A 13,230-nucleotide genomic window follows, 5' to 3' on the forward strand; every position below is an offset into this window, starting at 1 on the left:
AGTTGTCATGGTTAAGAAGTGGATGAAAGCATGCTGCCTGGCGGCGGCGATGATCGGCACCGCCCACGCGGCTCAGCAAACTTACGTGGTGGGTTCCGGCGGAACCTATCGCCCGTTTGAGTTTGAGAACAGCCAGAAACAGCTGGAAGGGTTTGATATCGATATTATTAAAGCGATCGCCAAAGCGGAAGGCTTTGATATCAAACTGGTCAATACACCGTGGGAAGGGATCTTCGCCACCCTGAGCACCGGCGATCGCGACATTATTATCTCCGGGATCACTATCACCGATAAGCGTAAGCAGATGGTGGATTTCTCCGCTCCTTATTTCCCGGCCGAGCAGTCCATCGTTGTGCCGGCGGATTCAAAAGTGACCTCCCTTGAGGCGCTGAAAAGCGAGAAAGTCGGGGTGGTGAACTCCAGCACTGGCGATATCGTGGTTTCCGACGTGCTGGGCAAGAACAGCACCGCGATCAAGCGCTTTGATAATACCCCGCTGATGCTGCAGGAGCTGTTTGAAGACGGCGTCAGCGCGGCGGTCGGTGACGTCGGCGTGGTGAAATACTACATCAAGCAGCACCCGGAGAAGCAGTTTAAGCTGGTGCCGGATGCCAAATTTGAGCGCCAGTACTTCGGCATCGCGGTAGCGAAAGGCAACAGCGAGCTGCAGGCGAAGATCAACGCTGGTTTACAGAAAATCATCGCTGACGGCACCTACGCTAAAATCTATAAAACCTGGTTCGACGACAACGTCCCGACGCTGCCAGCGCAATAATTCGCATTTTTGTTTCATCACGGCTATCGACTCTGGCGATAGCCGTATTTTTTAGGGAAGGATTATGACGGGATTCCGTTGGGAGATCATTGAGGAGTACGGTCCGCTGTTTATGGACGGTGCCCTGATGACCATTAAATGTACCATTATTTGCGTGATCCTCGGCACCCTGTGGGGGCTGACCCTTGGGCTGGGGCGGATGGCGAAAGCCGAGCACGGGGTATGGAAATACGTTCTGCGTTATCTGGTGCAGTTTCCGGTGCGCTTTTACGTCAGCGCGTTTCGCGGTACGCCGCTGTTCGTGCAAATTATGGTGGTGCACTTCGCGCTGGTGCCGCTGTTTATCAACCCGCGCGACGGACTGCTGGTGACCAGCGGCATGATGAGCGCTGATTTCGCTCGCGAGCTGCGCTCAAACTACGGCGCGTTTCTCTCCTGTATCGTGGCGATTACGCTGAATGCCGGGGCCTACGTGTCGGAGATCTTCCGTGCCGGGATCCAGTCGATCGATAAGGGGCAGATGGAAGCTTCCCGCGCGCTGGGAATGCCGTGGTGGAAAACCATGCGTCAGGTGATTCTGCCGCAGGCGTTTCGCCGCATTCTGCCGCCGCTGGGCAACAACGCTATCGCCATCGTTAAGGACTCCTCGCTGGCGTCGGCCATCGGTCTGGCGGATCTGGCCTACGCCGCGCGCACCGTTTCCGGCGCCTACGCCACCTACTGGGAACCCTACCTGACCATCTCCCTGGTTTACTGGGTCATTACTTTCCTGCTGGCGCAGCTGGTTAACCGTCTGGAAAAGAGGTTTGGCAAAAGTGATTCACATTCGTAATTTACACAAGCGCTTCGGCGACAGCCACGTTCTGCGCGGCATCAACTGCGACATTAAGCCGCAGGAAGTAGTCTGTATTATCGGCCCGTCCGGTTCCGGGAAAAGCACTTTTCTGCGCTGCATGAACGCGCTGGAAACCGTCAGCGAAGGCGAGGTTGAGGTAAACGGCTTCGCCGCCCACGATCGCGCCACCGATCTGAATAAGATGCGGGAAAGTGTCGGCATGGTCTTTCAGCGCTTCAATCTGTTCCCGCACAAAACGGTGCTGGAAAATCTGATTATGGCCCCGATGAGCCTGCGCGGCATGGCGCGCGCGGAGGCGGTGCGTCTGGCGGAAGAGCTGCTGGCGAAGGTCGGGCTGAGCGACAAGCGCGACGCCTGGCCCTCCAGCCTCTCCGGCGGGCAGCAGCAGCGGGTGGCCATCGCCCGCGCGCTGGCGATGAAACCGTCGATTATGCTGTTTGATGAGCCCACTTCGGCGCTCGATCCTGAGCTGGTGGGCGATGTGCTGGAGGTGATGAAAAACCTCGCCAGCGAAGGGATGACCATGGTCATCGTAACCCACGAAATGGGCTTTGCCCGCGAAGTGGCCGACCGGGTTATCTTTATCGACCAGGGCATCATTCAGGAAGAGGGGAAACCGGCGCAGATCTTTAGCGCGCCGACTAACCCGCGCACCGCCGCGTTTTTAAGTAAAGTGCTGTAACGGCTCCCGGCCCCGGCGCGCGACTGCGCTGCCGGGGAGAAGATCTTACGCGGAAGGTGAAAGCTCTTTCGTCCTCTCAACGCGTAACTGCCGAACGCTTAAGCGCTACTGCGCCGCCTCGCTAATATCATCCATCTCTTCTTCACGCTCGCGTTCGTCCGCCAGCAGCGCTTTTTCGCTTTTACCCAGGCACTGGATCAGCAGGAACAGCGCGCCGCTGACAAACAGCGTTATCAGCAGACCATCATAGCCCGCGACGCTGATCAGCAATCCGCTGACCACCGGCCCGGCCACGCTGCCCGCGGACCAAAAGAATCCCAGCAGGGCGTTGATCATAATCAGCTTCTGCCCGGAGAAGGTTTTCCCGGCGCGGACCAGTGACAGGGTATAGAGCGCCCCCGCCGCGGCGCCGAGAAGCAGGCAGCCGGCAATTAGCTGGATATGCGACGCCAGCAGAAACGGCAGGGCAAGCAGGGCAAGGCAGAAGACCACCGCGCAGGTCAGATGCACGCGGCGGATACCGAAGCGGTCGGCAATCCAGCCCAGCGGCGCCTGGAATATGGCATCGCCGGTTAATACCACGGTGACCAGCAGTACCGCCGTGACTTCACTTAGACCTTTATCCATACCGTAAAGCGGCAGCAGCGCCAGTATGCTGGCATCAAAAAAGGCGAAGCAGAATACGCCGGAAGCCAGTACCGGCAAAAAGGCGCCGAGGCTGCGCCAGCTGGCGCGTTCCGCCAGCCGTTCGCGGCTGCCGGAGGGTAGATGGCGCAGCATCAGCAGGCAGGCGAGGGTCACCAGCCCGACGAGCAGCAGCGTCCATGATTGATACGTTTCTCCGGCGGAGATCAGCAGCGGCCCCGCCAGCTGACAGCCGGTAAAGGCGGAGGCATAAATGCCGGTCAGGGTTGCCCGGTTTTTCCCCGCCGCGCCGCCGGTGATCCAGCTTTCGCCAATGACGATAATCACCCCCGACGCCAGGCCGGTAACCAGCCGCGGCAGCAGGAGATGAACCATATCAAACGACAGGCAGGAGGCGATGGTTGACGCCGCCAGCGCCACCAGACTGACGGAGAGCAGAAGCCCCATCTCAAAGCGCCGGCACAGCGCGGGTGAGAGGAAGGAGGAGATCATCATCCCCGCTGGCGGTAGCGCGGCCAGCAGGCCGACGTAAACGGTATCAATCTGCTGCTGCGCCAGCTCCAGACTGATTAAGGGCACCGTGTATCCGGTGATAAATCCCACTAATGAAGCCGCCATGATCATCGCCAGCGTGGGGGCAAGGCGATTCTGCTCTGGGTTGAACATTTTATTTCCGGTTAAGGAGGTATGAAGAGTGAATTATTCGGCAAAACGCCAGTATAGCTGCATAATAATTAATCGCACGCCTTATGTCACCGTTGATATCACTACAAAAAAGAACGGCACTGGCGAGGGGCCGCGTAAAGGCGCGCCGGCGCAGGGTTTGGCGGAAGTTGTCAGCGAGCAGGCGAAAGGATATAACCAATAGGCTGGCGGACTACCTGTAGCCCCAATTTATTGAATAACACACTCGTTCAGCGCTGATGCTGTGCAGGAAAGGAGTATGACATGGCAGTATCCTCTTCACTGATCGCCGAGGCCATTCGCTGGCGACGTGATTTTCATGCTTGCCCTGAGCTGGGGTATCAGGAACAGGAAACCTCGCGCCGGGTGGCTGAACTGCTCGCCTCGTTTGGCCTCCAGGTGCATCGCGGGCTGGCGGGTACCGGCGTGGTCGCGACCCTGGAGAACGGCCCCGGTCCGGTGATTGGCCTGCGGGCCGATATGGACGCGCTGCCGATCGCCGAGCAGAGCGATATCGATTACAAATCACGCAATCCTGGCGTGATGCACGCCTGCGGCCACGATGGCCATAGCGCGATGCTGCTGGCGACAGCCGCGCATCTGGCGCAGACCCGCCGCTTTCGCGGTACCGTGCACTTTGTTTTTCAGCCTGCTGAAGAGAACCTGGGCGGCGCGCGGAAAATGGTGGAGGAGGGGCTGTTTGAGCGCTTCCCGATGGACGCCATTTACGCGCTGCACAACTGGCCGGGTATGCCGCTGGGCCAGGTGGCGATCGGTAGCGGGGCGATGATGGCCTCTCTCGACGCGTTTGAAATTACTCTGACCGGAAAAAGCTGCCATGCGGCGATGCCGGAGCGCGGAGCGGACCCGATTGTCGCCGCGGCGCAGTTGATTATGGCCCTGCAAACCATTCCTTCGCGCCGCCTGTCGCCGCAGGAGTCGACGGTGGTGAGCATTACCCAGATTGCCGGCGGGGAGGCGATCAACGTGCTGCCGGATAAAGTGGTGCTACGCGGAACCTTCCGCTGTCTGAATAACCAGGTGCGCGCGCGGGTCAGGGGGCTGATTGAAAGCTATGTCGCCGCCCAGCCGCAGGTATCAGATGTGGAAGGCAAAATCGCCTGGTATCCCGGTTATCCGGTGACCACTAACCATCCGGCCGAAGCGCAAAAGGTGCGCGAGGTAGCGACCGCGCTGCTGGGGGAGTCGGCGGTGAGCTGGAACGGTAATCCGTCCATGGCCTCGGAAGATTTTGCCTGCATGCTGGAGGCGTGCCCGGGCGCCTATTTTTGGATCGGCGCCGATGGCGAGACGGCGTCAAAGCCGCTGCATAACGCCGGATATGATTTTAACGATGAGCTGCTCCCTCACGGCGTGGCGCTGTGGACGGCGCTGGTGGAGAAACTGCTGGCGTAAGCGGGCGATCCCGGAGGCGGTGCTCCGCACCTGTCCGGGCTACACGACTACAGCGGACTGCGGACCGGTAGCCCGGGTAAGCGCAGAATTTGTAGCCCGGGCAAGGCGCATTGAGCGCCGCCCCCGGGAGCAAAAGTGGATACGAAGGGAGACGCGCGCATCTCCCTGCGTGGTTTTACACGTTCACCGCCGCTTTCAGGCGGGCTTTCATCTCGCTATAGCTGGTCCAGGCATACTGTTCGGCCCAGCGCTGATCCGCAATAGCCTCCACCTTCACCGCGCAGTATTTGGTTTCCGGCGTTTTCGAGATCGGGTCGAGATTATCCTGCGTCAGCTCGTTACAGGCGCCGACCCACCACTGATAGGTCATATACACCGCGCCTTCATTAATGCGATCGCTGATGTCGGCGCGGGTAATCACCTTACCGCGCCGCGAGCTGACCCACACCAGCTGCTGGTCGGCGATTCCGAGGCGCTGCGCGTCGGCGCGGTTGATTTGCACCCGGCCCGGCTCATCGGCAAGCGATTGCAGGGCCGCGCAGTTGCCGGTCATCGAACGACACGAGTAGTGGCCGACTTCGCGCACGGTACAGAGCACCAGCGGATACGCTTCATCCGGCGTCTCGGCAGGCGCGCGCCACGGGGCGGCGAACAGCTGGCCTTTGCCGGTTGGCGTATCGAAGAGGTTATCTTTATACAGCCACGGCGTACCGGGGTGATCCAGCGTCGGGCACGGCCACTGGACGTGGTTCATATCACCCATTTTCTCGTAGGTGACGCCGTAGAACAGCGGGCAGAGTTCGCGCATTTCGTCCCAGATCTGCTGGTTATTATCGTAATGCATCGGATAGCCCATTTCGCTGGCCAGCAGGCTGATGATTTCCCAGTCGCGCTTAACGTTACCGGTAGCGATAATCGCCTGCTCAAAGCGCTGGAAGCCGCGGTCGGCGCAGGTAAAGACGCCGCCGTGTTCCCCCCAGGAGGTGGCGGGCAGCAGTACATCGGCGATTTCGGCGGTTTTGGTCATAAAGATATCCTGCACCACCACGAAATCGAGCGCCTCAATCCCTTTACGTACCAGGCCCAAATCGGCTTCGGTTTGCAGCGGATCTTCACCCATGATGTAGTAGGCTTTGATCTCGCCGGTCAGCGCTTTGTGCGGCACTTCGGTGATCCGGGTGCCGACCTGGTCGTCCATACTCGCCGGATCAATCCCCCACGCGTTGGCGAATTTGGCGCGAACGCCGGGGTCGGTGACGTCCTGGTAGCCGGGGAACATATTCGGCAGGACGCCCATATCGCAGGCGCCCTGGACGTTGTTTTGCCCGCGTACCGGCCCCACGCCGACGTTGGCGCGTCCGAGGTTGCCGGTTAACAGCGCGAGGCTCGCCAGCCCTCTGACAACGTCCACCGCCTGGCCGAACTGGGTGACGCCCATGCCCCACATAATCGTGGCGGAAGGCGCGGCGGCAAACATGCGCATCGCCTGGCGAATTTCAGCGGCCGGGACGCCGACGATGCCTTCGACGGCTTCAGGGGAATAGTCTTTCACCATCTCACGATAGGCATCCAGCCCCTCGGTAAAGCGGTCGACGTAGTCGTGGTTATAGAGATCTTCTTCCAGCAGAACGTGAGCGAAGGCGTTGACCAGCGCCATGTTGCTGCCGTTATTGAGCTGCAGATGGCGATCGGCGATGCGGGCGGTTTCGATACGGCGCGGGTCGCAGACGATGATTTTCGCCCCGTTTTCGCGGGCCTTAATCACCCGGCGGGCGACGATTGGGTGGGAGTCGGCGCAGTTATAGCCAAAGACCAGCAGGCATTTTGAGTTCTCAATATCGCTAATCGAGTTGCTCATCGCGCCGTTGCCGAGCGCCAGCTGCAGGCCGGCTACCGACGGGCCGTGGCAGACGCGGGCGCAGCAGTCGACGTTATTGGTGTTGAGTACCCCGCGGGCGAACTTTTGCATCACGTAGTTGGTTTCATTGCCGGTACCGCGCGATGAACCGGTAGTCATAATGGCGCGCGGGCCATGCTTCTCCTTTATTTCACGCAGTTTTTTCGCCGTATAGCGGATAGCTTCATCCCAGCTTACCGGGGTGAACTTGCCGCCTTTCTGATAGCGAATCATCGGCTGCTGCAGACGCGGCGTCAGCAGTTGGGTGTCGTTGAGAAAATCCCAGCCGTAATAGCCTTTCAGGCACAGCTGATTTTGGTTAGTAACGCCATCAGCGGCTTCGGCTCGGATAATTTTATTGTTTTCGACGACCAGCTTAAGTTTGCAACCGGCCCCGCAATAAGGGCAAACGCTCGTGATTTTTTTCATCAGTAACAGACCTGTTAACAGAGAATAAACAACAATGGACAGGCCGGGCCCGGCCCGCCCTTGTCAGGGCGTCATGCGCCAGCGTACCGGCAGATGACGGGAGCGTTATGCATAGACTGTGCCAAATTTTAACTTATTGAATTTAAATAGAATAGTCGGAAGGTGCAGGCGGGGCGGCGGTGATGTCGACACTAATGACGATGACATGACGCCCGTTCGGGCGTCATCGGGGAAAAATCAGGCCAGCTTCTGGCGCAGCTGCGCGAGGGTGTCGGCGGGTAAACCGACTTCTTCGGCGGCGGCACAAATCGCCTGCCAGCTGCCGGCGTCCAGCGGTATCCCCTGCGCCAGACGCTGCTGGCGGTTAGCCTCTTCCCACTCGCCTGGGGCCAGAATCGGCGCGTCCGGGTCGTGCGGCGACCGTTTACACCAGTCGATAAACGCTTCGGTCTCGCGCTGCATATCCGGCGCATCGAACGCTTCCGGGCTGAGAATAATGGTGGTCATGCAGTTGAAAATTGCGTCCACGCTGCCCTGCAGCGTCTCCTGATGCGAGGTTTTACCGCCGGATACCGCGCCGCCGATAATTTCGCACAGCGTCGCCAGCGCGTAGCCTTTATGTTCGGCAAAGGTCAGCAGCGCCCCCAGCGGCGACGTCTGCATCACCGCCGGGTCGGTGGTAGGGACGCCGCGAGCGTCGATCAGCGACCCCGCCGGTACCGGAACCCCTTTATGCCAGGCGACGCGGGTTTTACCGAAGGCGATGGCGCTGGTGGCGTAATCCAGCAGCAGCGGCGGATGGCCGGCGCGCGGGAACACCACGCACAGCGGGTTGGTGCCGAAGCGGCTGTCTTTCCCACGGAATGGGGCGACCATCACGTTGCCAACGACGTTAACGAAATGGATAGAGATCATTCCGGCGGCCGCGCACTGTTCCGCCCAGTAGCCGATGCGGCCAATATGGTGCGCATTACGCAGCGCCACGGCGGCCATACCGTGCTGTTTCGCCTTCTCAATACCGATCTGCATGGCTTCATGGGCCACCACCTGGCCGAAGCCGCCGTTGCCGTCCAGCGTGACCACCGCGCCCGCGTCTTTCATGACGCTGGCGTGGCGATTGAGCTGGAGATAACCCTGCGCGTGGGAGCGTACGTAGCTTGGGATCATGCCGACGCCGTGGGAATCGTGCCCGGCCAGGTTAGCGGCAATCAGGTGGTCGGCGATAAGCGATGCTTCTGTGAGGGAGCTTCCCATATGGGTGAAAAGGGTTTTAACAAAGTGATGCAGATCCGTGGCCTGGAAGCGATGTCCTGTTTGCACTGATTCTCTCCTGTGATTGGGTTGCGAATTCTTGTTTTAGTGTGTTTGCATTTCCATGCTGCGCTGAGCCACGGAGAAGATCAAGGTTTTGAATTTTGTATTAAAGGCTTTTCGCTGGTGGTTATTGCTGCGGGGAGGAAGGAGACAAATCCTTGAACCTGGTGATATATAAACCACGCCAGGGCGATCAAGCCCCTATGTTAGCGGCTGAGTGAGACGCGTTATACCGCCCTTGGCCGGTAAAATGGAGCGTCACTTTTATTATTGTAGTTAATCAAAGCCAATATCCGGCGAGCCATATATGTAAAAAACTTAATCTTTTCTTAATATTTCTACCGCAGACCGTAAATCGCTTTCGCTTTATCCGACGAATCTTCCTTTAAATTACGTCAGCGTCACAAAAGCCGTAAAAAAACAAAATCCGGCGTTGCAAGGCTCTGACGTCCCGCTATATGTTAAATTTACGTTTAATAATTGATACCTAAAGGTTGATTTTATGTATATGAAAATTAGTGGGTTAATGATTTCACTGTCGGCAATATTCTCCGGTCAGGTTCTTGCCGCAGTCCCTGAGGGCTACCCAGCGGATTATCAAAAAGTGGTGGATGCCGGGATTAAAGAAGGCAAAGTGGTTATCTATTCAACGACCGATACCAAGGCCGCAGGCCCGTTAATTAAAGGCTTTGAGGCGCAATATCCCGGCATTAAAGTTGAATATAACGATATGAACAGTACCGAATTGTACAACCGTTATATCAGCGAACAGGCGGCGGGCGGCGGCAGCGGCGATGTGGTCTGGAGCTCTTCCATGGATACGGCGCTGAAGCTTGCCACTGAATATGCCGAAGAGTACGCCTCGCCGGAGCGGGATAAGCTGCCAAAATGGGCGGTCTGGCAACAGAAAGCCTACGGCACGACCTACGAGCCGGTGGTCTTTATCTATAATAAACGGCTGATCCCGCAGGGGGATGTCCCGGACTCGCATACCGCGCTGGCGAAGCTTATCTCCGCTCAGGCCGATAAATTCAAAGGCAAGGTCACTACGTACGATATTGAAAAATCAGGGCTGGGTTTTATGCTGGCGGTGCAGGACAGCAAAGCCGATGCCAACTACTTTAACGATCTGGCGGGCATTGCGAAAGGCGGCCTGACCGTGCAATCGTCCACCGGTACGATGATGGAACGCGTCTCCTCCGGTGAAAACCTGATTGGCTACAATATTCTCGGTTCCTACGCGGAGGCGAGGGCGAAAACCGATCCTTCGCTTGGCATCTCATATCCGAAAGATTACGTGCTGGTGCTCTCCCGAGTCTCCTTTATTACCGCAGAAGCCGAGCATCTTAATGCGGCGAAGCTGTGGTTTGACTACGTGCTGTCGGAAAAGGGGCAAAGCATCCTCGCGAACCAGGCCGATATTCCCTCCCTGCGCAATGATATCGAAGGTAAAAATGATATTGACGGCATGACCAAAATGCTCGGCAGCGCGCTGAAGCCGATTCCGGTCGATGAAACGCTGCTGGCGTATCTTGAGCCGAAGCAACGTCTGGAATTTATCAAACAGTGGCGTACCGCCGCGGCGAAATAACCCTCCGGCGCTGCGCCTCTTTTCTGGATGCGCAGCCCGCTTAATGCCCGCCAGGTTTAAAGGGATCGCTTATGAATGTCTTACGTCGAAAATGGCAGGGTTTGCCGCGCGGTATCGTCGTCGTGATGACGGCGCTGGCGATTTATGTCCCGCTGTTGTTTATCGTGGTGCAGAGCTTTCTCTCGGCGCCTTTTTTTGCCCGCTCGAAGTCGTTCAGCCTCGAAGCTTTCGCGTTTATCTTTAGCGACCCGGATTTTTATCTGGCGCTAAAATCCGGTTTTATTCTCGCCTTCGGTCTGGTGGCGATCGCCATCCCCCTCGGCGGGATCCTCGCTTTTTTAATGGTACGCACCGATTTACCCGGGCGGCGGTTTATTGAGCCGCTGATCCTGGTGCCGATTTTCGTTTCGCCGATGGTGCTGGGCTTTGGTTACGTGGTGGCGGCCGGGCCGGTAGGTTTCTTTTCGCAATGGGCGGAACAGCTGATCGGTTTCGTACCGTGGAATATCTATTCGATGTTCAGCATCGTGGTGATTGCCGGACTGACGCACGTTCCGCATGCCTATCTCTATATCTCTTCCGCCCTGCGCAGCGTCGGGTCGGACGTGGAGGAGGCCGCGCGCACGGTTGGCGCATCGCCGCTGCAGGTGATGACGTCGGTGAGCCTGCCCATGGTGCGACCGTCGATCCTCTACGCCTGCGTGCTGCTGTTTTTCCTCGGTCTGGAAGTGTTTGGCCTGATGTTGGTGCTGGGGGACCCGGAAGGCAACATGGTGCTGGCGACCTATCTTTATAAGCTCACCAACAAGCTCGGCACGCCCTCGTATCATCTGATGGCGGCGGTAGCGGTGGTGCTGATCTGCATTACCATTCCGCTGGTAATGCTCCAGCGCCGCCTGATGCGCACCGCCAACCGCTTTGTCACCATGAAGGGGAAAGCGTCCCAGGCCCGCGCGCTGCCGCTGGGGAAATGGCGCTGGGTCGCCGGGATTGTGGTGGTGGCCTGGCTGACGGTCACCATCGGCGTGCCGCTGATCGGCGTGGCGCTGCGGGCCTTTATTTCAAACTGGGGCGTAGGCGTTTCGCTATGGGATGAGCTCTCGCTGGCGACGTTCCGTAGCATCTGGCAGCAGCCGAACCTGCTGCGCGCCATCGTTAACTCCATGGCGATTGGCGTGTTCGGCGGCGCGCTGGCGGTGGTCTGCTATCTGTTCGTGGGCATCGCTATGCACCGTAAACCGGATAACGTCACGCGCTTTCTTGACTACAGCGTACTGGTGCCGCGCGCCGTGCCGGGGCTGCTGGCCGGGCTGGCGTTTCTGTGGGTGTTTCTGTTTTTGCCGATGTGGCTCGATCAGTCGCTGAAAAACGGCTGGCTCTCAGCGCTGCCGGTGGCCGACTGGCTGCGCGAGCATCTGATCGTCCAACTGCGCGCGCTGCGTAATACTATTTTTAGCGTCTGGCTGGCCTATACCGTGGTGTGGATGGCTTACGGCCTGCGGCTGATCTCCTCGACGCTGCTGCAGGTAGCGCCGGAGTTGGAAGAGGCCGCGCGCAGTACCGGCGCATCGCGCGGGCAGATTACCCGTCACGTTACGGTGCCGCTGTCGCGCTACGGCTTAATCGGCTCCTGGCTGCTGATGTTTCTTATCTTCGAGCGCGAATACTCCACCGGGGTCTATCTGCTTTCGCCCGGAACCGAAACGATTGGTTCGATGCTGGTCTCGCTGTGGGCGGCGGGGGCTATCGATATCGTCGCCGCGCTCTCCTTTATTAATATCCTGCTGGTGGTCGTCGGTCTGGGTATCGCCCTGCGCTTTGGAGTGAAATTACATGATTGAATTATCGGTAGAAAACCTGCATCTGACCTATGGCGATAATCCGGTACTGAAGGGCGTGTCCATGGAACTGAAGCGGGGAGAGGTGGTGTCGCTGCTCGGGCCATCGGGCAGCGGAAAAACCACGCTGCTGCGGGCGGTCGCCGGGCTGGAGAAGCCGACCGGCGGCATTATTACCATTGGAAAATCCCGCGTCTATGACGGCAACCCGCGTAGCGAAATTCCGGCCGAGGAGCGTAACCTGGGTTTGGTGTTTCAGTCCTATGCGCTGTGGCCGCATAAAACGGTGTTTGAAAACGTCGCTTACCCGCTGAAGCTGCGTAAGGTTGCCGCCGCGGAGATCAAGCAACGGGTCCAGACTGTACTTGAACAACTGGGGCTGGGGCATCTTGGCAGTCGCCATCCGCATCAGCTCTCCGGAGGACAGCAGCAGCGCGTGGCCATCGGCAGGGCGCTGGTTTACAACCCGCCGGTGATCCTGCTGGATGAACCGCTGTCGAATCTGGACGCCAAGCTGCGGGAAGAAGCGCGGGTCTTTTTGCGCGAGCTGATCGTCAAGCTGGGGCTTTCGGCGCTGATGGTCACCCACGATCAGAATGAGGCGATGGCGATTTCCGATCGCATTCTGCTGCTTAACAACGGCGTGATCGAGCAGCAGGGAACCCCGCAGGAGATGTACGGCAGCCCGAAAACGCTGTTTGCCGCCGAGTTTATGGGCAGTAATAATCGCCTGCATGGCACCGTTAGCGCGCTGGAGAACGGTCGGGCGCGCATTGAGGGGGCCAGCTGGGCGCTATGGGGAATGGCGGGGGAAGGGGTTAGCGTGGGGGAAGAGGCGACGGCGGTGATCCGCGTTGAGCGTTTGCGCATCGCTTCCGCGCCTGAAGAGAACATGCTGGCGCTGACGCTGTTGACCAGCATGTACCTCGGCGACCGCTGGGAGTATCTGTTTCGCACTGAAGGCGATGATTTCGCCATACGCGCCTACGGCAGCGCGCTGCGCGATGCCGAGCGTTGCCATCTGACATTGCCCGTCAGCGACCTGTGGATCTTCCCTAAAGGTTGAAATAAAAAAGCCCCGGCGGTGACGCCGGGGCAAACCA

General features: G+C 58.6%; 10 protein-coding genes. 7 read left to right on the forward strand and 3 right to left on the reverse strand.

What is annotated here, in order from left to right; genetic code table 11:
• Window positions 1–7 precede the first annotated feature (7 nt).
• The 3 genes from K7H21_RS11890 to K7H21_RS11900 all read left to right on the forward strand — a co-directional run bounded on the left by K7H21_RS11890 (window position 8) and on the right by K7H21_RS11900 (window position 2,313).
• The gene (locus K7H21_RS11890) at window positions 8–775 is read left to right on the forward strand and encodes a basic amino acid ABC transporter substrate-binding protein (RefSeq protein WP_004119265.1); all 768 of its coding nucleotides are present in this window, start codon (window positions 8–10) and stop codon (window positions 773–775) included.
• A gap of 64 nt (window positions 776–839) precedes the next feature.
• Window positions 840–1,607 (forward strand): amino acid ABC transporter permease, encoded by a 768-nt coding sequence (locus tag K7H21_RS11895; protein WP_004102832.1) that lies wholly within the window; start codon window positions 840–842, stop codon window positions 1,605–1,607.
• The gene (locus tag K7H21_RS11900; RefSeq protein WP_223035889.1) at window positions 1,591–2,313 is read left to right on the forward strand and encodes an amino acid ABC transporter ATP-binding protein; all 723 of its coding nucleotides are present in this window, start codon (window positions 1,591–1,593) and stop codon (window positions 2,311–2,313) included. Before K7H21_RS11895 ends, K7H21_RS11900 begins: the two co-directional genes overlap by 17 nt.
• Window positions 2,314–2,418: 105 nt before the next feature.
• Here K7H21_RS11900 and K7H21_RS11905 read toward each other — a convergent pair whose 3' ends face one another.
• The gene (locus K7H21_RS11905; RefSeq protein WP_223035798.1) at window positions 2,419–3,624 is read right to left on the reverse strand and encodes an MFS transporter; all 1,206 of its coding nucleotides are present in this window, start codon (window positions 3,622–3,624) and stop codon (window positions 2,419–2,421) included.
• Between the two features lie 282 nt (window positions 3,625–3,906).
• On the opposite strand from K7H21_RS11905, the gene K7H21_RS11910 reads away from it, so the two are divergent.
• Window positions 3,907–5,058 (forward strand): M20 aminoacylase family protein, encoded by a 1,152-nt coding sequence (locus K7H21_RS11910; RefSeq protein WP_004119279.1) that lies wholly within the window; start codon window positions 3,907–3,909, stop codon window positions 5,056–5,058.
• A gap of 175 nt (window positions 5,059–5,233) precedes the next feature.
• Here K7H21_RS11910 and fdhF read toward each other — a convergent pair whose 3' ends face one another.
• Both fdhF and K7H21_RS11925 read right to left on the reverse strand, forming a co-directional pair.
• Window positions 5,234–7,384 carry a formate dehydrogenase subunit alpha gene (gene fdhF, locus K7H21_RS11920; protein ID WP_004119282.1) on the reverse strand — a complete coding sequence of 717 codons (2,151 nt, stop codon included), beginning with the start codon at window positions 7,382–7,384 and terminating at the stop codon, window positions 5,234–5,236.
• 237 nt (window positions 7,385–7,621) lie between these two features.
• Entirely contained in the window at window positions 7,622–8,704 is a 1,083-nt protein-coding gene (locus tag K7H21_RS11925) for a malate/lactate/ureidoglycolate dehydrogenase (protein ID WP_142445620.1), read from the reverse strand.
• Window positions 8,705–9,200: 496 nt separating this feature from the next.
• Between K7H21_RS11925 and K7H21_RS11930 the strand changes: the two genes are divergently transcribed.
• The 3 genes from K7H21_RS11930 to K7H21_RS11940 all read left to right on the forward strand — a co-directional run bounded on the left by K7H21_RS11930 (window position 9,201) and on the right by K7H21_RS11940 (window position 13,193).
• Entirely contained in the window at window positions 9,201–10,289 is a 1,089-nt protein-coding gene (locus K7H21_RS11930; RefSeq protein ID WP_004119286.1) for an ABC transporter substrate-binding protein, read from the forward strand.
• Window positions 10,290–10,360: 71 nt separating this feature from the next.
• Window positions 10,361–12,130: an ABC transporter permease gene (locus K7H21_RS11935; protein WP_049114481.1), complete on the forward strand. Its 1,770-nt coding sequence runs from the start codon at window positions 10,361–10,363 to the stop codon at window positions 12,128–12,130.
• Entirely contained in the window at window positions 12,123–13,193 is a 1,071-nt protein-coding gene (locus tag K7H21_RS11940; protein WP_142445622.1) for an ABC transporter ATP-binding protein, read from the forward strand. The genes K7H21_RS11935 and K7H21_RS11940 overlap by 8 nt, the downstream gene beginning before the upstream one ends.
• Window positions 13,194–13,230: the final 37 nt, after the last annotated feature.

It is taken from the genome of Klebsiella sp. CTHL.F3a (genome assembly GCF_019890895.1).
GTDB lineage: Bacteria > Pseudomonadota > Gammaproteobacteria > Enterobacterales > Enterobacteriaceae > Klebsiella > Klebsiella grimontii.